At 63.6% G+C, this 19,999-nt stretch carries 30 protein-coding genes, 1 tRNA gene and 1 pseudogene; 27 read left to right on the forward strand and 5 right to left on the reverse strand.

All coding sequences use genetic code 11. From position 1 onward, the window contains the following. Positions 1-314 precede the first annotated feature (314 nt). On the forward strand, positions 315-1,946 hold the full coding sequence (locus G9C82_RS14025; RefSeq protein ID WP_127014419.1) for a GTPBP1 family GTP-binding protein: 1,632 nt from the start codon (positions 315-317) through the stop codon (positions 1,944-1,946). A gap of 12 nt (positions 1,947-1,958) precedes the next feature. On the opposite strand, the gene G9C82_RS14030 is transcribed toward G9C82_RS14025, so the two are convergent. The 5 genes from G9C82_RS14030 to G9C82_RS14050 form a co-directional block, all read right to left on the reverse strand. Continuing rightward, on the reverse strand, positions 1,959-2,456 hold the full coding sequence (locus G9C82_RS14030) for a hypothetical protein (protein WP_011223745.1): 498 nt from the start codon (positions 2,454-2,456) through the stop codon (positions 1,959-1,961). A gap of 6 nt (positions 2,457-2,462) precedes the next feature. Further along, complete coding sequence (gene mch, locus G9C82_RS14035) at positions 2,463-3,395, reverse strand: methenyltetrahydromethanopterin cyclohydrolase (protein WP_127014420.1); 933 nt, start codon at positions 3,393-3,395, stop codon at positions 2,463-2,465. Between the two features lie 24 nt (positions 3,396-3,419). After that, complete coding sequence (locus G9C82_RS14040; RefSeq protein WP_121303388.1) at positions 3,420-3,752, reverse strand: MTH1187 family thiamine-binding protein; 333 nt, start codon at positions 3,750-3,752, stop codon at positions 3,420-3,422. 99 nt (positions 3,753-3,851) lie between these two features. Continuing rightward, positions 3,852-4,499 (reverse strand): HVO_2922 family protein, encoded by a 648-nt coding sequence (locus G9C82_RS14045; RefSeq protein ID WP_127014421.1) that lies wholly within the window; start codon positions 4,497-4,499, stop codon positions 3,852-3,854. A gap of 463 nt (positions 4,500-4,962) precedes the next feature. Further along, positions 4,963-5,034, reverse strand: a tRNA-Gly gene (locus tag G9C82_RS14050). 348 nt (positions 5,035-5,382) lie between these two features. Here G9C82_RS14050 and G9C82_RS14055 point away from each other — a divergent pair. The 26 genes and pseudogenes from G9C82_RS14055 to G9C82_RS14180 form a co-directional block, all read left to right on the forward strand. Next, entirely contained in the window at positions 5,383-6,228 is an 846-nt protein-coding gene (locus tag G9C82_RS14055; protein WP_004957426.1) for a putative RNA uridine N3 methyltransferase, read from the forward strand. Positions 6,229-6,232: 4 nt separating this feature from the next. Beyond that, positions 6,233-7,249, forward strand: a complete 1,017-nt coding sequence (gene rpl3p, locus G9C82_RS14060) for a 50S ribosomal protein L3 (RefSeq protein ID WP_004957423.1) — start codon at positions 6,233-6,235, stop codon at positions 7,247-7,249. Between the two features lie 3 nt (positions 7,250-7,252). Next, the gene (gene rpl4p / locus G9C82_RS14065; RefSeq protein ID WP_127014422.1) at positions 7,253-7,993 is read left to right on the forward strand and encodes a 50S ribosomal protein L4; all 741 of its coding nucleotides are present in this window, start codon (positions 7,253-7,255) and stop codon (positions 7,991-7,993) included. After that, positions 7,990-8,247, forward strand: a complete 258-nt coding sequence (locus G9C82_RS14070; protein ID WP_004591553.1) for a 50S ribosomal protein L23 — start codon at positions 7,990-7,992, stop codon at positions 8,245-8,247. Before rpl4p ends, G9C82_RS14070 begins: the two co-directional genes overlap by 4 nt. 2 nt (positions 8,248-8,249) lie before the next feature. Next, on the forward strand, positions 8,250-8,972 hold the full coding sequence (locus G9C82_RS14075) for a 50S ribosomal protein L2 (protein WP_004957415.1): 723 nt from the start codon (positions 8,250-8,252) through the stop codon (positions 8,970-8,972). Next, complete coding sequence (locus G9C82_RS14080) at positions 8,969-9,391, forward strand: 30S ribosomal protein S19 (RefSeq protein WP_004516967.1); 423 nt, start codon at positions 8,969-8,971, stop codon at positions 9,389-9,391. The genes G9C82_RS14075 and G9C82_RS14080 overlap by 4 nt, the downstream gene beginning before the upstream one ends. A gap of 2 nt (positions 9,392-9,393) precedes the next feature. Then, on the forward strand, positions 9,394-9,861 hold the full coding sequence (locus G9C82_RS14085; RefSeq protein ID WP_004957408.1) for a 50S ribosomal protein L22: 468 nt from the start codon (positions 9,394-9,396) through the stop codon (positions 9,859-9,861). Next, positions 9,861-10,775 carry a 30S ribosomal protein S3 gene (locus tag G9C82_RS14090; protein ID WP_004957404.1) on the forward strand — a complete coding sequence of 305 codons (915 nt, stop codon included), beginning with the start codon at positions 9,861-9,863 and terminating at the stop codon, positions 10,773-10,775. Before G9C82_RS14085 ends, G9C82_RS14090 begins: the two co-directional genes overlap by 1 nt. Next, positions 10,772-10,987, forward strand: coding sequence for a 50S ribosomal protein L29 (rpmC, locus tag G9C82_RS14095; RefSeq protein ID WP_004516964.1), 216 nt, complete (start codon positions 10,772-10,774; stop codon positions 10,985-10,987). Before G9C82_RS14090 ends, rpmC begins: the two co-directional genes overlap by 4 nt. After that, positions 10,987-11,271, forward strand: a complete 285-nt coding sequence (locus G9C82_RS14100) for a ribonuclease P protein component 1 (RefSeq protein WP_007187647.1) — start codon at positions 10,987-10,989, stop codon at positions 11,269-11,271. Before rpmC ends, G9C82_RS14100 begins: the two co-directional genes overlap by 1 nt. Further along, on the forward strand, positions 11,262-11,600 hold the full coding sequence (locus tag G9C82_RS14105) for a 30S ribosomal protein S17 (RefSeq protein ID WP_004591559.1): 339 nt from the start codon (positions 11,262-11,264) through the stop codon (positions 11,598-11,600). Before G9C82_RS14100 ends, G9C82_RS14105 begins: the two co-directional genes overlap by 10 nt. Next, complete coding sequence (locus G9C82_RS14110; RefSeq protein WP_004516961.1) at positions 11,600-11,998, forward strand: 50S ribosomal protein L14; 399 nt, start codon at positions 11,600-11,602, stop codon at positions 11,996-11,998. The genes G9C82_RS14105 and G9C82_RS14110 overlap by 1 nt, the downstream gene beginning before the upstream one ends. Before the next feature lie 4 nt (positions 11,999-12,002). After that, positions 12,003-12,365 carry a 50S ribosomal protein L24 gene (gene rplX, locus G9C82_RS14115; RefSeq protein WP_004957398.1) on the forward strand — a complete coding sequence of 121 codons (363 nt, stop codon included), beginning with the start codon at positions 12,003-12,005 and terminating at the stop codon, positions 12,363-12,365. Beyond that, on the forward strand, positions 12,362-13,066 hold the full coding sequence (locus tag G9C82_RS14120; RefSeq protein WP_007187646.1) for a 30S ribosomal protein S4e: 705 nt from the start codon (positions 12,362-12,364) through the stop codon (positions 13,064-13,066). The genes rplX and G9C82_RS14120 overlap by 4 nt, the downstream gene beginning before the upstream one ends. After that, on the forward strand, positions 13,063-13,596 hold the full coding sequence (locus G9C82_RS14125; RefSeq protein ID WP_004957391.1) for a 50S ribosomal protein L5: 534 nt from the start codon (positions 13,063-13,065) through the stop codon (positions 13,594-13,596). The genes G9C82_RS14120 and G9C82_RS14125 overlap by 4 nt, the downstream gene beginning before the upstream one ends. Next, on the forward strand, positions 13,593-13,778 hold the full coding sequence (locus G9C82_RS14130; protein ID WP_004591563.1) for a 30S ribosomal protein S14: 186 nt from the start codon (positions 13,593-13,595) through the stop codon (positions 13,776-13,778). Before G9C82_RS14125 ends, G9C82_RS14130 begins: the two co-directional genes overlap by 4 nt. Before the next feature lie 2 nt (positions 13,779-13,780). Further along, on the forward strand, positions 13,781-14,173 hold the full coding sequence (locus G9C82_RS14135) for a 30S ribosomal protein S8 (RefSeq protein WP_004516956.1): 393 nt from the start codon (positions 13,781-13,783) through the stop codon (positions 14,171-14,173). A 2-nt stretch (positions 14,174-14,175) separates the two neighbouring features. Beyond that, entirely contained in the window at positions 14,176-14,712 is a 537-nt protein-coding gene (locus tag G9C82_RS14140; protein ID WP_127014423.1) for a 50S ribosomal protein L6, read from the forward strand. Then, complete coding sequence (locus tag G9C82_RS14145) at positions 14,712-15,431, forward strand: 50S ribosomal protein L32e (RefSeq protein WP_127014424.1); 720 nt, start codon at positions 14,712-14,714, stop codon at positions 15,429-15,431. Before G9C82_RS14140 ends, G9C82_RS14145 begins: the two co-directional genes overlap by 1 nt. Continuing rightward, on the forward strand, positions 15,431-15,880 hold the full coding sequence (locus G9C82_RS14150; RefSeq protein WP_004516953.1) for a 50S ribosomal protein L19e: 450 nt from the start codon (positions 15,431-15,433) through the stop codon (positions 15,878-15,880). Before G9C82_RS14145 ends, G9C82_RS14150 begins: the two co-directional genes overlap by 1 nt. Beyond that, positions 15,880-16,443 (forward strand): 50S ribosomal protein L18, encoded by a 564-nt coding sequence (locus G9C82_RS14155; RefSeq protein WP_023843357.1) that lies wholly within the window; start codon positions 15,880-15,882, stop codon positions 16,441-16,443. The genes G9C82_RS14150 and G9C82_RS14155 overlap by 1 nt, the downstream gene beginning before the upstream one ends. After that, positions 16,440-17,078, forward strand: coding sequence for a 30S ribosomal protein S5 (locus G9C82_RS14160; protein WP_004957374.1), 639 nt, complete (start codon positions 16,440-16,442; stop codon positions 17,076-17,078). Before G9C82_RS14155 ends, G9C82_RS14160 begins: the two co-directional genes overlap by 4 nt. After that, complete coding sequence (gene rpmD, locus G9C82_RS14165; protein WP_004957369.1) at positions 17,078-17,542, forward strand: 50S ribosomal protein L30; 465 nt, start codon at positions 17,078-17,080, stop codon at positions 17,540-17,542. The genes G9C82_RS14160 and rpmD overlap by 1 nt, the downstream gene beginning before the upstream one ends. Next, on the forward strand, positions 17,542-18,039 hold the full coding sequence (locus G9C82_RS14170) for an uL15m family ribosomal protein (RefSeq protein ID WP_011223737.1): 498 nt from the start codon (positions 17,542-17,544) through the stop codon (positions 18,037-18,039). The genes rpmD and G9C82_RS14170 overlap by 1 nt, the downstream gene beginning before the upstream one ends. 6 nt (positions 18,040-18,045) lie before the next feature. After that, positions 18,046-19,509 carry a preprotein translocase subunit SecY gene (gene secY, locus G9C82_RS14175; RefSeq protein WP_127014425.1) on the forward strand — a complete coding sequence of 488 codons (1,464 nt, stop codon included), beginning with the start codon at positions 18,046-18,048 and terminating at the stop codon, positions 19,507-19,509. A 257-nt stretch (positions 19,510-19,766) separates the two neighbouring features. Then, a pseudogene (locus tag G9C82_RS14180) lies at positions 19,767-19,892 on the forward strand (IS1595 family transposase); the annotation flags it as partial. Positions 19,893-19,999: the final 107 nt, after the last annotated feature.

The following is a 19,999-nucleotide window of genomic DNA, read 5'->3' on the forward strand; positions in this document are numbered from 1 at the left end:
CTCGGTATCGCGTATGCAGACCACACACTGCACGAGTGGCTTTCGTGAGCAGCCAGATGTCACGCTGACCAGTGGTTAGCCAAATTGGCGGACAGGTGACGCCGTCGACAGCAGTCGGCTATCTACGGGGCGGCGCCACACGACCGCAAACCCCGTATAGTGGTTCAGTCCATGAGCCGGTCTGGCTGCGCCCTCACGTATAAATATCCGTCCGGCTGTTATTGTGAGAGAGAGACTCATTCACTGGATTCAGGAGGGCTCTGGAGGCCTAAATCCGGGGAAGGCTTATGTCTGCCCCACGGTAACGAGGGGATATGAGCCCCGACCGGGCTGTCCTCCGGCGCGCGCTTGACCGCGGTGAACGGGAGGGCGGCAGCGTCGAGTTCAAAGAACGGCTCACCGAAGATCTCCACCTATCCGAGGGGCGACTCGAATCCCTCGCGGCGCAACTCCGCCACCGTGTTCTCTCCGGAGATGGGGAGGCGACGTACGTCGTCGGCGTCACCGACGACGGCGGTCTCGCCGGCATCTCGCCGGCAGAGTTCTCCGAGTCGATGGACGTGCTTAGCCTGCTGGCAGAGGAAGCCGGCGCGCACATCGAGGAGGTCAAAACGTGGGGCGTTGACGGCGTTTCAGAGAACGGATCGACAGACACAGACGGTATCGTGGGTGTCGCGACAGTCTCCGAGGGGTCGGTCCTTGCAGACGATGACCACATTGTCGTGGGAACTGCCGGGCACGTCGACCACGGCAAATCCACGCTCGTGGGGTCGCTAGTCACCGGTGACGCCGACGACGGCGAAGGTGGGACACGCGGCTTCCTTGACGTGCAGCCACACGAGGTCGAACGGGGCCTCTCGGCGGACCTCTCATACGGCGTCTACGGCTTCGACGCGGACGGCGAGCCAATTCGCATGGACAACCCGCACCGGAAGGACGACCGCGCGCGGGTCGTCGAAGAATCCGACAGGCTCGTCTCCTTCGTCGACACCGTCGGCCACGAGCCGTGGCTCCGGACGACCATCCGCGGCCTCGTCGGCCAGAAACTCGACTACGGCCTCCTGACCGTCGCGGCCGACGACGGGGTGACAGAGACGACGCGCGAGCATCTCGGCATCCTGCTGGCGACGGACCTCCCGACGATTGTCGCGCTCACCAAAACCGACCTCGTCGACGGTGAACGGGTCGCCGAAGTCGAACGCTCAGTCGAGCAAGCACTGCGAGAGGTCGACAAGACGCCGCTCCGGGTAGAGCGCCACGGCGTCGACACGGCTATCGACGAAATATCTGAGACTGTCGTTCCCGTCGTCACCACCAGCGCCGTCACCAAGGCGGGGCTGGACGCCCTCGACGAGATGTTCGAGGCGCTACCAAAGACTGCCGGCGAGGTGGGCGATTTCCGGATGTACGTCGACCGGACGTACAACGTTCAGGGGGTCGGTGCGGTCGCCTCCGGCACCATCAAATCCGGCGAGGTCGAGGCTGGCGACGAACTGTTACTTGGACCGATGCAAGACGGGAGTTTTCAGGAGGTCGAAGTGCGGTCCATCGAGATGCACTACCACCGGGTTGACGAAGCCAAGGCCGGCCGTATCGTCGGCATCGCGCTGAAGGGCGTCCGCGAGGCGGATATCGAGCGCGGGATGGTCCTGCTACCGAGCGATGCCGACCCGTCGCCGGTACAGGAGTTTGAGGCTGAGGTAATGGTGTTGAACCACCCAACCCGCATCGGCGACGGCTATGAGCCCGTGGTCCACCTCGAAACAGTCAGCGAGGCCGCGGCGTTCTATCCGGAAGGCGGGCAGTTGCTCCCGGGCGACGCCGGCAAGACCGGTGTCCGATTCAAATTCCGCTCCTATCTCGTTGAAGCGGGCCAGAAGTTCGTTTTCCGCGAGGGGAGTTCGAAGGGCGTCGGGACCGTCACCGACACCGACCCGGCGGAGTAGCGGCCCGTCATTTCACTCATTTTCGTTGTTTTCGGTTGGCTGTCTGTAGCCGTCATCCGTTTTTTGAGCGAGTCCGAACACTACGGCCCATTCCAGCAGGTTCGCCGTGCGCTCCTGCCAGACCGATTCCCAGTCGGTGTGGCGTTCGCGTTCCCAGCGGGGAATCTCAGCCCGGAGCGCGTCGAACGCAGTGTCACCGTCTACCGACTCCGAATCGAGAGCAGCGAGGAGCACATCGACGCCGAAGACCGATTCCTCGAAGGCCGTCGCTAGGTCCGCCCGGTCGAGGTCAGTCCTCGTCCGGTAGTAACCCCGCTCGCTCTCGGCGACCAGTCCCAGCGCCTGCAAGAGCACGAGGTACTTCTGGGCCGTTTCGCGGTCGGACACGTCAGTTGCCGTCTGAATCGCGCGACAACAGTCCGCCTCGCTGTCAGGGACAAGCGGAAGCGCCTCTCTTGCGGTCTCCAGAAACGGGCGCGAGCGGGCCGGCGGCGCGACTTTGTAGCGCATCCCCGATTACAGGCCGAAGCTTTCGGCTAACACGTTCTCGCTTGTCTCACCGACGACGTGCGTGTCGCCGCCGACGACATCGATGGTGACCGCCGCGGGGCCGAACAGTTCGACAGGAAGCTCCGTAAAGTCCCAGTCCACGTCCTCGAAGACGCCCTCTAGCGGCTCGCCGTATTCTCGGGCCGCGACGGAGGGGACCTCGTCGAACCGGTCGAAGGACTCGTCGACGGTGAGGTGGACCTCGCTGCCGTAGGCGAGTGCGTCTGTGGTCCGAGCCATCGCAGTTGCTTCGTCATCGGCGACCGGCGCGACCGGCGCGCGGCCGCTGGCCGACAGCACCGACACCGGGTCGAAGCCGAGTTCGGCCAGCCGGAACACGGCCAGTTCGGCGGCCCGGGCCGCGGCGACGACGCTCCCGGTGACACTCGCAGTCGCGAACGACGGCAGGAACACGCCCGTCTCGGGGACGCCTGTGCGCTCAGCGACTTGGCTCGCAACGTCCTCGTCCGGCAGTTCGTCGGTCTCTACGGCCAGCACGGCGAAGTCGGCGTCCTCGCGGTAGCCGATACGCTGGAAGGCTTCCTCCTCGGCAACGAGCGCGCGTGCGGGGCCGCTCCCGAGCGCCTGAAAGTCATCGACGGCCAGCTCCCAGCCGCCCTTTTGTGAGCACAGCAGGGCCAGCGCCGGGTGGTCTGTCGACAGTTCGACGTGGTTCAGCGGCGCGCCCCCGACGGTGGCCATCGTGGACTGGACCGTCGCCAGCCCGGCCGTCTGGATTTCCGCGAGTAGCATGCCGGCCTCGACAGCGCCGGGGACCTCGACGCCGAAGTCCAGCACCGCGGCGTCGCCCTCCAGCGCGTGTACGTCTATCGTGAGTTCGTCGGCGAAGTCGATGGCCTCGTCAACGAGTTCCGTGGCCATCCGATTGAGACTATCCATACGCCGTCTTTGGCACCCTTCCCTTTAATCTCCGCCTTCGGCCGCGTCGCTTCTGGCCGCCCGACCTAGATGCTCCTCGACGGCGTCGACCTTGTCTCGCGCCTGCTGGTCAACGGTCCGCTTGTCGTCGATTTTCAGGAACGTGCTCACGCGGTCAGCCTGCTCGCCGACAGCCTCGTGAGCGGCGTGGGTGGCCGCGAACAGTTCCTTGCTGTCCTCCGCTTCGATGATCGTCCCCATCGGCGTCGTCTCGTACTCGACATCGAACGCCTCCAGCGCCGCGACGGCGTCAGCGACGTACGACGACATGCTGCCTTCGATGACCGGTGCGACCGAGAGAAACCCTATGCAGGTCATACTGGTTTCTCACGCGCGCTCGAAACCTAACCGCTATGATACTCGCGTAACGCTATCGGTGTCTGACTGGAGGAACGAAACTACCGCTGTTCGGAACGCTTACTCGCCTTCTTCGACCGGTGCCCCGCGAGCGTTCGTCTTGACGCTCTGGAGCCCCTGCTTCGCTTTCTGCTTGGAGGCATAGCCCTGCCCGCAGTCGGCGATGATCTCTCCGTTGTCGTGGCGGAGCCGCCAGCGCGCCTTCCCTTCGCTGTCTTTGAACAGTTCGAATGTCGCCTTGCTGCCCCCTTCTTCGACAACACTGTCATCTTTCGACTCATCGACGACGTACGCCCCGGGAGCGTTGGATTTGACGCTCTCAAGACCCTGCTCGGCCTTCTGCTTGGAGGCGTAGCCCTCCCCGCTGTCGGCGATGATGTTCCCGTTGTCGTGGCGGAGCCGCCAGCGGTACTGCTCGGCGCTGTCCTCGTACACCTTGAACGTGGCCTTGCTCGCAGCCACATCGGTCGCCACCTCTCCCTCATCCTCGTTCCACTCCATATCGATTTCAAGGGTGACAGTGCCGTCCTCTCGCTCGACCTCAACCTCGAACTCGGATTCGGCCGGCGGCGTGACCGTTACAGTCTGTTCCTCATCCGCTGGGGCTGGCTCACCGCGGCTGAGCCTGTTTGCCAATCGCCGGAAGTACGATGCGATTCCTCTGCGACTCCGTGTTTCCTGTGACTCGTGGACCGTCTCGTCCGTCATACACTCTCATTGTCGATAGGGCAACAAATAATGGTACTCCCCGGTTTCCGGGTGGCGCTCCGACGACTCAGATGAGTACATGACAGCGGTACTATATGACTGGGCGACGCGATAAGACGCATCGCTTGCCGATTTGGAATCAGAGAAATGCGCCGGCTGGGAGTGAGCAATCACGACGCGATTGCGAATCACGACGGACGAAGTCCGTCGGTGTTTGAACCTGATGCAAATCCAGTGCGATTGCACGACTCACGGATACCGAGCACACGCGACGCGGTGCTCACTGGAATAGTTCGTCGTAGAAATGCGCTGGCTGGGATTTGAACCGGAGCCAGACGTTCCCGCTCGCTCCCAGTGGTCGCTCGCGGGCTGCGACTGGCAGGGCTCAAATCCAGTGCGATTACACAGCATCCAGTACGCGGCGCGATAAAACGCGCCGCTCGAGAGTTTGGATGAAGAGAAATGCGCTGGCTGGGATTTGAACCCAGGTTGTGACCATGGCAAGGTCACGTGATACCAACTACACTACCAGCGCTTGCTTCGTTTGCCCTGACATTCACGACCGGTGGTCGCTCAGTGCCAGCGCGCAACGCCTCGTTGCAATCAAATCTGGCGGGGGTGAGAGTAAAAAGCCTTCCGTTTTCCGGGGAAAATCGTGGGAAGTGAGGGCAATCATCTCCCCGTCTGAGCGCCGGATCATGTGATGGCGTCACGAGACATGACCTTTCGGAAGCGGCAAAACAGTGAATGCGTGCATCGGTTCCGAACCGGCATGACGGACCATGTGAACGCGACGCATCGCGTGCGTGAAACGGGGGCTTTTTAAGCCCTGGAAAGGGAGATATCGGCACAGTCTAGTGGCGCGACGTGGAAGCGTCACGGCATGACGACCAGCGTACTCGTGCCGTCTTCCCTTGCACGGGAAGCCGAAGACAGACGCGAGGCAACTCGCAAGCTCGGTTACGTGGCCCGCGCGGCCGCGGTCTACCGGGTTGATCGGCTGACAGTGTACCCCGACCCTGACGGGGCGGGCAAATGGGAAGACGGGTTCGTCGAAACCGTGCTGCGGTACGCCGCGACGCCCCCGCACCTCCGAAAGGAGATGTGGGGTAAGCGGGACGAACTGGAGTACGTCGGCGTCCTGCCGCCGCTCCGCGTGCGTTCACAGACCGGCTCCGGATCTGAGGGTTCGGGGTCGTTAAGACAGGGAATCGTGACCGAGGTCGGAGCTGATGGGCGCGTCCGGGTCAATTGCGGCATGCAACACCCGATCTCCCTTCCCGTCCCAGCGGATATGGACGTGGAACAGGGAGAGCGCGTGACCGTCAGGGTCTCTTCGCGACGGCCGGTCCGGGCGAAACTCGTCGACGCCCCCACAACGGGATTCGACGTTGTCGCCGCGGACCTCGATGCGGCACTCTCGCGCGACGATGCCGGGCTCACTATCGCGTCCTCGCGATACGGCGAGCCGGTAACGTCGACCCGTCTCGGCCAGTTGGCCGAGCGGCGCGACGCCGAGGGCGGCATGACCGTCGCCTTCGGGGCACCCGAGCGCGGGTTACCGTCGATACTCGACGTTGCCCCGGACGCCGTCGGGGGAGACCAGACGAGCGACGAACCAGAAGGGTTCGACCTCTGGCTGAATACGGTTCCGAACCAGGGCAGTGAGGTTGTGCGAACGGAAGAAGCTCTGTTCGCCTCCCTCACCTGTCTAACCCTCACGGAGTAAACGAATGCCACAACCAAGCAGACCACGCAAAGGCTCGCTGGGCTTCGGCCCGCGCAAGCGCTCGACGAGCGAGACGCCTCGCTTCAACAGCTGGCCGTCTGACGACGGGCAGCCGGGCGTCCAAGGGTTCGCCGGCTACAAGGCAGGCATGACTCACGTTGTGCTTGTCAACGACGAACCTAACTCCCCCCGCGAAGGGATGGAGGAGACTGTCCCGGTGACAGTCATCGAGACGCCGCCGATGCGCGCCGTCGCCCTGCGAGCGTACGAAGACACGCCGTACGGTCAGCGTCCGCTGACGGAAGTCTGGACCGACGAGTTCCACTCGGAGCTCGACCGGACCCTGGACGTTCCGGAGGACCACGACCCGGACGCTGCTGAGGAACAGATACGCGACGCACACGAGGCCGGTGACCTCGGGGACCTGCGACTCATTACGCACACCGTCCCCGACGCCGTCCCGAGCGTCCCGAAGAAAAAGCCCGACGTGATGGAGACTCGCGTCGGCGGTGGGTCCGTTTCGGACCGCCTCGACCACGCCCTTGACATTGTCGAGGACGGCGGCGAACACGCCATGAACGACATCTTCCGCGCCGGCGAGTACGCCGACGTGGCCGGTGTCACGAAAGGCAAAGGGACGCAGGGTCCCGTCAAGCGGTGGGGCGTCCAGAAACGGAAAGGCAAGCACGCCCGCCAGGGATGGCGCCGACGGATCGGCAACCTCGGTCCGTGGAACCCGTCCCGCGTGCGCTCGACGGTCCCCCAGCAGGGGCAGACCGGCTACCACCAGCGCACCGAGCTCAACAAGCGCCTCATCGACATCGGCGAGGGCGACGAGCCCACCGTCGATGGCGGCTTCGTCAACTACGGCGAAGTCGATGGGCCGTACACGCTCGTGAAGGGCTCCGTGCCCGGTCCGGACAAGCGCCTGGTGCGCTTCCGGCCCGCGGTGCGTCCGAACGACCAGCCGCGCCTCGACCCCGAGGTGCGCTACGTCTCCAACGAATCGAACCAGGGATAACCTATGCAGGCAACAATCTACGACCTGGACGGCAACACAGACGGCGAGGTCGACCTGCCGGACGTCTTCGAGACGCCGGTTCGGTCCGACCTCATCGGCAAAGCTGTACGTGCCGCACAGGCCAACCGAAAGCAGGACTACGGGTCCGACGAGTACGCCGGCCTCCGAACGCCGGCCGAGTCCTTCGGTAGCGGCCGCGGCCAGGCACACGTCCCGAAGCAGGACGGCCGTGCCCGCCGCGTCCCGCAGGCGGTCAAAGGGCGAAGCGCCCACCCGCCGAAAACCGAGAAGGACCGCTCGCTCGACCTCAACGACAAGGAACGGCAGCTGGCCGTTCGCTCGGCGCTGGCCGCGACGGCCGACGCCGACCTCGTCGCCGACCGCGGCCACGAGTTCGACCGTGACGAAGTGCCCGTCGTCGTTTCCGACGACTTCGAGGACCTCGTCAAGACGCAGGAAGTCGTCTCGCTGCTGGAGGCGCTCGACGTCCACGCGGACATCGACCGCGCCGACGAGACGAAGATCAAGGCTGGACAGGGTTCGGCCCGTGGACGGAAGTACCGTCGTCCCGCCTCGATCCTCTTCGTGACCAGCGACGAGCCGTCGACGGCCGCCCGCAACCTCGCGGGGGCCGACGTGGCGACCGCCAGCGAGGTCAACACGGAAGACCTCGCGCCCGGCGGCGCGCCCGGTCGACTCACCATCTTCACGGAATCCGCACTCGCGGAGGTGGCCGAGCGATGAGCTGGGATGTCATCAAACACCCACACGTCACGGAGAAGGCCATGAACGACATGGACTTCCAGAACAAGCTCCAGTTCGCCGTCGACGACCGCGCCTCCAAGGGCGAGGTCGCCGACGCCGTCGAGGAGCAGTACGACGTGACAGTCGAACAGGTCAACACGCAGAACACGATGGACGGCGAAAAGAAGGCCGTCGTTCGCCTCTCTGAGGACGACGACGCCCAGGAAGTCGCCTCCAGAATTGGGGTGTTCTAACGATGGGACGACGAATCCAAGGACAACGGCGCGGCCGCGGGACCTCCACGTTCCGTGCTCCGTCGCACCGTTACAAGGCTGATCTGGAGCACCGCAAGGTCGAGGACGGCGACGTCATCGCCGGCACGGTCGTCGACATTGAGCACGACCCTGCCCGCTCGGCTCCGGTCGCTGCCGTCGAGTTCGAAGACGGCGACCGACGACTTATCCTCGCGCCGGAAGGCGTCGGGGTAGGCGACGAGCTACAGGTCGGCGTCAGCGCCGAGATCGCACCCGGGAACACGCTCCCGCTGGCCGAGATCCCAGAGGGGGTCCCGGTGTGCAACGTCGAATCCAGCCCCGGTGACGGTGGGAAGTTCGCCCGCGCGTCGGGTGTCAACGCCCAGCTGCTCACCCACGACCGCAACGTCGCGGTCGTCAAGCTCCCCTCCGGGGAGATGAAGCGGCTTGACCCGCAGTGTCGTGCTACCATCGGCGTCGTCGCCGGTGGCGGCCGAACTGACAAGCCGTTCGTGAAGGCTGGCAACAAGCATCACAAGATGAAAGCGCGAGGGACGAAGTGGCCCAACGTCCGCGGTGTGGCGATGAACGCCGTCGACCACCCGTTCGGTGGTGGCGGACGCCAGCACCCCGGCAAGCCCAAGTCCATCTCGCGGAACGCCCCGCCTGGCCGTAAGGTCGGGGACATCGCCTCGAAGCGAACAGGTCGAGGTGGCAACGAATGAGCTCAGAATATCAAATCGGCCACGAAGGAGAGTTCTCCTTCCGCGGCCACACGCTCGACGAGCTGCAGGAGATGGAGCTCGAGGAAGTCGCGGAACTGCTCCCCGCTCGACAGCGGCGAAGTATCGTACGCGGCCTGACCGAGGAGAAACACAAGCTCCTCGAGAAGGCCCGCGAGGCCGGCGAAGAGGAGACAGCCAACGACCCGATCCGGACACACCTGCGCGACATGCCGGTGGTCCCGGAGATGGTCGGGCTGACCTTCGCCGTCCACGACGGCCAGAACTTCGAGCGTGTCAAAGTCGAGCCCGAGATGCTCGGCCACTACCTCGGTGAGTTCCAGCTCACCCGGAGTAGTGTCGAACACGGTCAGGCCGGTATCGGAGCGACACGCTCCTCGAAGTTCGTACCGCTCAAATAATCATGGGAATCAGTTACTCAGTCGAAGCCGACCCGGACACGACGGCCAAAGCGATGCTCCGGGAGCGGCAGATGAGCTTCAAGCACAGCAAGGCCATCGCCCGCGAGGTCAAGGGCAAAACGGCCGGCGAGGCTGTCGACTACCTCGAGGCAGTTATCGAGGGCGACCAGCCCGTTCCGTTCAAACAGCACAACTCGGGCGTCGGCCACAAAAGCAAGGTCGACGGCTGGGACGCCGGGCGCTACCCGGAGAAGGCCAGCAAGGCCTTCCTCGACCTGCTCGAGAACGCGGTCGGCAACGCCGACCACCAGGGCTTCGACGGTGAGGCCATGACGATCAAGCACGTCGCCGCCCACAAGGTCGGCGAGCAGCAGGGTCGCAAGCCCCGCGCGATGGGGCGTGCCTCGGCGTGGAATAGCCCGCAGGTCGACGTCGAACTCATCCTCGAAGAGCCGGAGGTCGAAGACTAATGGCCGACGAACAACAGTTCATCGAGGACGGACTCCAGCGGACCCAGATCGACGAGTTCTTCGCAGAGGAACTCGGTCGAGCCGGCTACGGCGGCATGGATGTCGCCAAGACGCCGATGGGGACCCAGATCGTGCTCAAAGCCGAGAAGCCAGGGATGGTCATCGGCAAGGGCGGGAAGAACATCCGGAAGATCACGACGGAACTCGAGGACCGATTCAACCTCGACGACCCGCAGGTCGACGTGCAGGAAGTCGACGAGCCGGACCTCAACGCCCGCATCGTCGCGGACCGACTGGCCAACGCACTCGAGCGTGGCTGGTACTTCCGCAAAGCGGGCCACACCACCATCGACCGCATCATGGAGTCGGGCGCACTCGGCGCAGAGATCGTCCTCTCCGGCAAGGTCACTGGTGCACGCTCGCGCGTTGAGAAGTTCAACCGCGGCTACGTCAAGCACAACGGCGAACCCGCAGAGGAGATCGTCGACAGCGGCGTCGGCGTCGCCGTGATGAAGCTCGGGACCATCGGGGTCCGAGTCAAGATTATCCCGCCGAACGCGGAGCTCCCCGACGACTTCGAGATCTACGAGGATGTCGACGTCGAGGACTACGTGGCCGACACCGACGGCGAGTCCGTCGAGGAACTCCTCGAAGGCGAGCCCGAAGACAGCGAAACCGCCGAAGAACTCGACGAGGACGTGGCCGCCGGGGCCGACGACGACTCCGAGGCTGACGAGGAGTTCGTCGACGAGGAAATCGTCGAGGAAGACGTCGAAGTCCCGACTGACGACGATGTCGAGGATGTCGACGTTGACGAACTCGAAGAGGCTGTCGACGAGGAACTCGACGAGGACGTCGAGGCGGAAGCCGAAGAGCTGATGGATGAAATGGACGAGGAGGGTGACGACGAATGACCGTCCTCCACGTCCAGGAAATTCGGGACATGACGCCCGCCGAACGCGAGGCGGAACTCGACGACCTGAAGACCGAACTACTGAACGCCCGGGCCGTCCAGGCCGCGGGTGGTGCGCCGGAGAACCCCGGTCGCATCAAGGAGCTGCGGAAGGCCATCGCCCGCATCAAGACGATTCAGGGCGAAGAAGGCGACCTGCAGGAGAACGAATAATGCCACTAACACCCGAGACGCTCCCACGACACGAACTCGTCGGCCTCGACTGCGAGGTCGTCGCGGCGTCCAATCCGGACGTCATCGGTATCAGCGGAACTGTCGTCATGGAGACGACACAGATGCTGACACTCGAGGGGGCCGACCGGGTGTGGCACGTGCCGAAGGACAGCGCGACGTTCGCGTTCGACCTGTCGACCGAGACGGTTCTCGTCGACGGCGACCGCCTCGTTGCCCGTCCCGCTCGTCGCACAGAGAACACAGGAGATTCACTATGGCGCTAGGACTGAACGTACAGGAACCGGAGGAGACCTGTGCCGATCAGAACTGCCCGTTCCACGGAGAGCTCTCCGTGCGCGGACAGACACTGAACGGCGAGGTAGCCTCCACTGACATGGAGAAGACCGTTGTCGTCGAGCGCGAGTACGACGTGAAGGTGCCGAAATACGACCGCTTTATGAAGCGGCGGAGCCGCGTTCCGGCTCACGCACCGGACTGTCTCGACCTTGCGGTCGGTGACACGGTCACGATAGCAGAGTGTCGACCGCTCTCGAAAACGAAAAGCCACGTCGTTGTCGGCGTGGTCGCCGACGAACAGGACGGTGATGCCTGATGGAAGCACTCGGTGCTGACGTCACGCAAGGCCTGGAGAAGGGCTCGCTCATCACGTGTGCGGACAACACGGGAGCGCGCGAACTCAAGGTCATTTCCGTCCACGGCTACTCGGGAACGAAGAACCGCCACCCCAAAGCTGGGCTGGGCGACAAGATCACGGTCTCGGTCACCAAGGGGACGCCCGAAATGCGTCGTCAGGTGCTCGAAGCCGTCGTCGTCCGCCAGCGAAAGCCGATCCGTCGACCCGACGGCACCCGCGTCAAGTTCGAAGACAACGCGGCCGTCATCGTCGACGAAAACGAGGACCCGCGCGGGACCGAGCTGAAAGGTCCAATCGCACGGGAAGTCGCACAGCGATTCGGCAGTGTGGCATCAGCAGCGACGATGATCGTATAGAACCATGAGCAAGCAACCAGACAAACAACGCAAGAGTCAACGACGTGCCCCGCTTCACGAGCGGCACAAGCAGGTCCGGGCGACGCTGAGCGCTGACCTCCGCGAGGAGTACGGCCAGCGGAACGTCCGCGTCAACGCTGGTGACACCGTTGAGGTGCTCCGTGGTGACTTCGCCGGCGAAGAAGGCGAAGTCATCAACGTGGACCTCGACAAGGCTGTCATCCACGTCGAAGACGTCACGCTCGAAAAGACAGACGGCGAGGAAGTCCCGCGACCGCTTGACACCTCGAACGTCCGCGTGACGGACCTGGACCTCGAAGACGAGAAGCGCGAGGCGCGTCTCGAATCGGAGGATGATTCCGCATGAGTAACCACCAGAAGCGACTCTCGGTGCCAAACAGTTGGCCCGTAGAGCGCAAAACCGCGACGTTTACGGTGAAAGCCGGTGCCGGCCCACACGGTGAGTCGGGGGTTCCCCTGCTCATCGTCCTTCGGGACGTGCTCGGCTACGCCGACAACCGCAAAGAAGCCCGCTACGCTCTCAACGAGGACAACGTCCTCATCAACGGGAAGGCCATTTCCGACGAGGAACGCCCCGTCGGGATGTTCGACATCCTGGCCTTCACCGAGCGCGAGGAGTACTACCGCGTGTTCCCCGGCGAGGGTGGTCGGCTGGCGCTGACCGCAATCGACCCGGACGCGGCCGAATCCAAGCTCGGCAAAATCGTCACCAAGACGCACGTCTCCGGTGGCGACGTCCAGCTGGGTCTCCACGACGGTGAGACGCTCATCGTCGAGGACGACCAGACCTACGACGCTGGCGACTCCATCGTCGTCGGCAACGAGGACGGCGAAGTCGTTGCCCACTTCGAATACGAAGAGGGCGCACTCGTCACGGCCGTCGACGGTGCCCACGCGGGCGAAGTCGGCGAAGTCGAGGAGATTCAGGTGACGCCGGGTTCGGCCCAGAACAACGTGATCGTCTCGCAGGACGAGGGCGAAGGCTTCGAGACAGTCGAAGAGTACGTCGTCGTCATCGACGAGAACTTCACGGGTGATGATGAATGAGCTCCGAGAGTGAGTCCGGCGGCGACTTCCACGAGATGCGCGAACCGCGTATCGAGAAGGTCGTCGTTCACATGGGTATCGGCCACGGTGGCCGTGACCTCGCCAACGCAGAGGACATCCTCGGGGAGATCACCGGGCAGATGCCGGTTCGAACGAAGGCCAAGCGGACTGTCGGCGAGTTCGACATCCGCGAGGGCGACCCCATCGGTGCGAAGGTCACCCTCCGCGACGAGATGGCCGAGGAATTCCTCCAGACGGCGCTGCCGCTCGCTGAACTGGCGACAAGTCAGTTCGACGACACCGGCAACTTCAGCTTCGGCGTCGAGGAACACACCGAGTTCCCGAGCCAGGAGTACGACCCGAGCATCGGAATCTACGGGCTGGACGTGACGGTTAACCTCGTCCGTCCCGGCTACCGCGTCGCCAAGCGCGATAAGGCGTCGCGCTCGATTCCGACGAAGCATCGACTCAACCCGGCGGACGCCGTCGCCTTCATCGAGTCGACCTACGACGTGGAGGTGAGCGAATGAGCGAAAGTGAAACCACAGACGAGCCCGATTCCGAGACGGCATCCAGTGAGCGAACTGGCCAGCTCGAGTCCTGTCAGCGCTGCGGTCGCGAACAGGGACTCGTCGGCAAGTACGACATCTGGCTGTGCCGCCAGTGCTTCCGCGAGATTTCGCGAGGCATGGGCTTCAGGAAGTACAGCTAACAATGACAGGGAACGACCCATTTGCCAACGCACTGTCGGCGCTTAACAACGCCGAAAGCGTCGGGCACCTAGAGCAGACAGTATCGCCAGCTTCGAACGAGATCGGCAGCGTCCTCGAGGTCTTCTACGACCGCGGATACATCGACGGATTCAGTTTCGTCGACGACGGCAAAGCCGGCGAGTTCGAAGTTGAACTGAAAGGAGCCATCAACGAGTGTGGCCCGGTCAAGCCCCGCTACTCTGCGGGCGCAGACGAGTTCGAGAAGTGGGAGAAGCGGTTCCTCCCCGCCCGTGACTACGGGACCCTCGTCGTGACGACCAGCCACGGCATCATGAGCCACTACGAGGCTCGTGAGCAGGGCGTCGGTGGCCAAGTCATCGCGTACGTATACTAACAATGCCACGAGTAGAACTGGAGATTCCGGAGGACGTGGACGCCGAGCAGGACCACCTTGACATCACTGTCGAGGGGGACAACGGCAGCGTCACACGTCGGCTCTGGTACCCTGACATCGACGTGTCTGTCGACGGCGACACGGTCGTCATCGAATCCGATGAAGACAACGCCAAGACGATGTCGACGATCGGTACCTTCCAGAGCCACATCGAGAACATGTTCCACGGCGTGACCGAGGGCTGGGAGTACGGTATGGAGGTCTTTTACTCTCACTTCCCAATGCAGGTCAACGTCGAGGGTGACGAAGTTGTCATCGAGAACTTCCTGGGCGAGAAAGCCCCCCGCCGCACGACGATCCACGGCGACACGGACGTCGAGATCGACGGTGAGGAGCTGACCATCAGCGGTCCCGACATCGAAGCTGTCGGCCAGACCGCTGCTGACATCGAGCAGCTTACGCGCATCAACGACAAGGACGTGCGCGTGTTCCAAGACGGGGTGTACATCACCCGCAAACCAAACCGAGGTGACGCCTGATGGCGGACAACGAAGAAGACGTTGAGGAAGAGTACACCGAACTGACCGACATCAGCGGCGTCGGCCCGTCCAAGGCGGAGTCACTCCGCGAGGCCGGCTTCGAATCGGTCGAAGACGTTCGTGGTGCCGACCAGTCCGCGCTCGCCGATGTCAGCGGTATCGGGAACGCGCTGGCGGCCCGAATCAAGGCCGACGTTGGCGGACTCGAAGTTGAGTCCGAGACCGAAGCCGAAGTCGAAGAGGAAGGCGGCGAAGAAGTGCCCGACGAGGACGTGGAGACGGAACTCCAGGCCCGCGGGCTCACCGAGAAGACGCCAGACCTCTCCGATGAGGACGCGCGGCTACTGACCCAGCGACACCGGGTCGGCAAGCCGCAGTTCAACCGTCAGGACCACCACAAGAAAAAGCGCGTCTCGACCTCGTGGCGCAAGCCCCGCGGCCAGCTCTCGAAGCAGCGCCGCGGTATCAAGGGCAAGGGCGACACGGTCGAGGCGGGCTTCCGCTCGCCGACCGCGGTTCGCGGCAAGCATCCGTCCGGCTTCGAGGAGGTTCGCGTGCACAACGTGGACGACCTCGAAGGCGTCGACGGCGACACAGAGGCTGTCCGGATCGCCTCGAAGGTCGGTGCTCGCAAGCGCGAGCGAATCGAAGAGGAAGCCGAGGACGCGGGCATCCGCGTGCTCAACCCCACCTACGTCGAAGTCGAGGTGAGTGAGTGATGACTGATCTCTCCGCACAGAAGCGACTCGCGGCTGACGTCCTCGACGTCGGGAAGAACCGCGTCTGGTTCAACCCCGAGCGACAGGGCGACATCGCCGACGCGATTACCCGCGAGGACGTTCGCGAGCTGGTCGATGAGGGCGCCATTCAGGCGAAAGACAAGAAAGGCAACTCCCGTGGACGCGCCCGGGAGCGCCAGAAGAAGCGTGCGTACGGCCACCAGAAGGGAGCCGGTTCCCGGAAAGGGAAGGCAGGCGCACGGCAGAACTCCAAGGAGGACTGGGAGTCACGCATCCGCGCACAGCGGACGAAGCTGCGCGAACTGCGTGACGAGGGAACGCTTTCGAGTTCGCAGTACCGCGACCTGTACGACAAGGCCGGCGGTGGCGAGTTCGACAGCGTTGCCGATCTCGAACGTTACATCGACGCAAACCACGGTGACGCATAATGGCGACAGGACCACGATATAAAGTACCGATGCGGCGACGCCGCGAGGCCAGAACCGATTACCATCAGCGGTTGCGCCTGTTGAAATCCGGTAAGCCACGTCTCGTTGCTCGAAAGAGCAATAAACACGTCAGGGCGCAGCTGGTGACGCTTGGCCCCAACGGCGATGACACCCTCGCGTCCGCTCACTCGAGCGATCTCGCCGAGTACGGCTGGGAGGCCCCGACGGGCAACATGCCCTCGGCATACCTCACCGGTCTGCTCGCCGGGCTTCGCGCGCAGGAAGCGGGCATCGAGGAGGCAGTGCTCGACATCGGACTCAACAGCCCGACCCCCGGAAGCAAAGTATTCGCAATACAGGAAGGCGCAATCGACGCCGGCCTGGACATTCCGCACAACGACGACGTACTCGCCGACTGGCAGCGCACGCGCGGTGCCCACATCGCCGAGTACGACGAGCAGCTCGAGGAGCCGCTGTACAGCGGCGACTTCGACGCTGCAGACCTCCCGGAGCACTTCGACGAGCTCCGAGAGACCCTACTGGACGGTGACATCGAACTATGAGTGCTAACAACGGATGGGAGCCACGGACACGCCTCGGCAAGCAGGTCGTCGAGGGCGAAATCGACTCCATGCAGGAGGCGCTGAACTCCGGGCTCCCGCTGAAAGAATCGGAAGTCGTCGACCAGCTCGTTCCCGATCTGGAAGACGAAGTGCTGGACATCAACATGGTCCAGCGGATGACAGACTCCGGCCGCCGCGTGAAGTTCCGCTGCGTGGTCGCCGTTGGCAATCGCGACGGCCTCATCGGCTACGCCGAAGGGCGTGACGACCAGGTCGGCGGTGCCATCCAGAAAGCCATCGACATCGCGAAGCTGAACATCATCGACGTCTCCCGCGGCTGCGGGTCCTGGGAGTGTGGCTGTGGCCGTCCGCACACGGTCGCGCTGCGCACCGAGGGCAAGGCCGGGAGCGTCGAGGTTGAGCTGCAGCCGGCCCCGCGAGGGCTGGGCCTCGCGGGCGGAGAGACCGTCCGCAAGGTGCTCGAACTCGCCGGTATCGAGGATATCTGGACACGCAGTAGCGGGAACACGCGCACGACGGTCAACTTCGCAAAGGCGACGTTCAACGCCCTGCAGAACACGGCCGAGGCGCGCGTCCCCGAACGAACCTTCGAGAAACGAGAGGTGATCGAGTGATGCACGCACTCGTCCAGCTCCGTGGCGAAGTCAACATGCACACTGACATCCAGGACACGCTGGAGATGCTCAACATCCACCACGTGAACCACTGCACGCTCGTCCCTGAGACGGACGCCTACCGCGGCATGGTGGCGAAGGTCAACGACTTCGTCGCCTTTGGTGAGCCGAGCCAGGAGACGCTGGAGACGGTTCTGGCGACGCGCGCTGAGCCGCTCGAAGGCGACGCCGACGTCGACGACGAGTGGGTCGCCGAGCACACGGATTACGACGATATCTCCGGGCTCGCGTTCGCGCTCCTCTCCGAGGAGACGACACTGCGCGAGCAGGGCCTGTCCCCGACGCTCCGTCTCCACCCGCCCCGTGGTGGTCACGACGGCGTCAAACACCCCGTCAAGGAGGGCGGGCAGCTCGGGAAACACGACACCGAGGGAATCGACGACCTCCTGGAGGCGATGCGATAATGACGAGTAAAAAGAAACGACAGCGCGGCTCACGCACGCACGGCGGCGGCTCACACAAGAACCGACGTGGTGCCGGCCACCGCGGTGGTCGCGGTGACGCAGGCCGTGACAAGCACGAGTTCCACAACCACGAGCCGCTCGGCAAGAGTGGCTTCAAGCGCCCGCAGAAGGTGCAGGAAGAGGCCGCAACCATCGACGTTCGCGAGATCGACGAGAACGTCACGCTGCTGGCCGCCGATGACGTCGCCGAAGTCGAAGACGGTGGCTTCCGCGTCGATGTCCGTGATGTGGTCGAAGAGGCCGACGACGCCGATTACGTGAAGGTACTCGGTGCGGGCCAAGTGCGCCACGAACTCACGCTCATCGCCGACGACTTCTCCGAGGGCGCTCGCGAGAAGGTTGAGGGCGCAGGCGGGAGTGTCGAACTGACCGACCTCGGCGAGGAGCGCCAGGCCGAGGCCGAAGAAACCGAAGACGCGGACGCGGACGAGGAATAACGAACGATGAGCTGGAAGGACACCGCCGAACCACTGCTTGTCCGGATGCCCGCAGTCCAGCGGCCGGACGGACACGTCCCGTTCAAGCGCAAGCTCACTTGGACAGGTGGCGTGCTCCTGCTGTATTTCTTCCTGACGAACGTGAAGCTGTTCGGGCTGGACATCGACGCCAGCCAGCAGGTGTTCGGGCGCTTCTCGTCGATTCTGGCCTCTGGTCAGGGGAGCATCATGCAGCTGGGTATCGGTCCGATCGTCACGGCGTCCATCGTGTTACAGCTCCTCGGTGGGGCGGACCTGCTCGGGCTGAACACCCAAGACGACCCGCGTGACCAGATCCTCTATCAGGGGCTCCAGAAGCTGCTGGTACTCGTGATGATCTGTCTCACCGGGCTCCCGATGGTGTTCGCTGGTGGGTTCCTGCCGGCTGACACGGCGGTCGCGAACTCACTGGGTATCGGCACGGCCGGTGTCCAGTGGCTCATCTTCGCCCAGATGTTCGTCGGCGGTGTCCTCATCCTGTTCATGGACGAGGTCATCTCCAAATGGGGCGTTGGCTCCGGTATCGGCCTGTTCATTGTCGCCGGCGTGAGCCAACGGCTTGTCGGTGGCCTCTTGACGGCCCCGTTCCTCGGGAACAGCGAGGGCATCATCTACACCTGGTACCTGTTCATCACCGGCGAGCGCGGCACCGGGCCAGTGTTGGCCGCTGATGGCCTCCAGACCGTGTTGCTCCAAGGCGAACTGCTGGGGCTGTTCACGACGGTCCTCATCTTCGCAGTGGTCGTCTACGCCGAATCGGTCCGTGTCGAGATCCCGCTGTCGAACGCCCGCGTGAAAGGAGCCCGTGGCCGATTCCCGGTCAAGCTCATCTACGCGAGCGTCCTGCCGATGATCCTTGTCCGGGCGCTGCAGGCGAACATCCAGTTCCTGGGCCGGATTCTGGACGCCCAGCTGGGTTCGATGCCGGCGTTCCTCGGCACGTACGCCAACGGCCAGCCGACCGGCGGCCTGTTCTACTTCCTTGCCCCAATTCAGAGCCGTGGCGACTGGATGTGGTGGCTCGAAGGCACGGCCCAGCCAGTCTGGCAGATCCTGACCCGAGTCGGCATCGACCTGTTCGTCATGCTGGTCGGCGGCGCAGTCTTCGCCGTGTTCTGGGTCGAGACCACCGACATGGGCCCGGAAGCGACGGCCAAGCAGATCCACAACTCCGGGATGCAGATCCCCGGCTTCCGACAGAACGTCGGCGTCATCGAGAAAGTCCTTGAGCGGTACATCCCGCAGGTGACTGTCATCGGTGGGGCCTTGGTTGGGCTGCTGGCTGTCATGGCCAACATGCTGGGCACCATTGGCGGCGTCTCCGGTACCGGGCTGCTGCTGACGGTCTCCATTACGTACAAACTGTACGAGGAGATCGCCGAAGAGCAGCTCATGGAGATGCATCCGATGATGCGCCAGATGTTTGGCTGACTGTGAACACTCTGTGAACACAGTTTTCTACCCCCGATAATTCTTTCAGACCCTTCGTTGAAAAGGGGTGTATGGGTTCGGTCTTCCGGTGCTTTATAAATAGTCTGTACAAGATTCCCCCAAAGTGCCGTACTACTCAGTTGGACCAAGCCGGGTAAAAACTAAACGCTCTTGGGTAGGAGATTGTTGGTCAGGTCCTAGCTGTAGCTAGAAGTCGTAGCGGGCAAGGGTGGCACGAACGCGCCACCCGACGAAGCATGATTCCACTCAAGACGTTCGTCTCGGAGCGTCGGGCCGCGAATCTGCTGTCACAGATTCGCTGGCGCGACAGCGTCTATTGCCCGTGCTGCCGTACCGAATCACTAGTGCCTAGTGGAAGTTATGAAGGTAGAGTTTGATGTGTGGATATGTCTGGAGATCGCCGCAAAGAGATCGTCCGTCACCTCAGTGAGGACGATCTCGATCGACTCCTCGCAGAGTCTACGGATGA

The organism is Haloarcula sp. R1-2 (assembly GCF_011627385.1).
Lineage (GTDB): Archaea > Halobacteriota > Halobacteria > Halobacteriales > Haloarculaceae > Haloarcula > Haloarcula marismortui.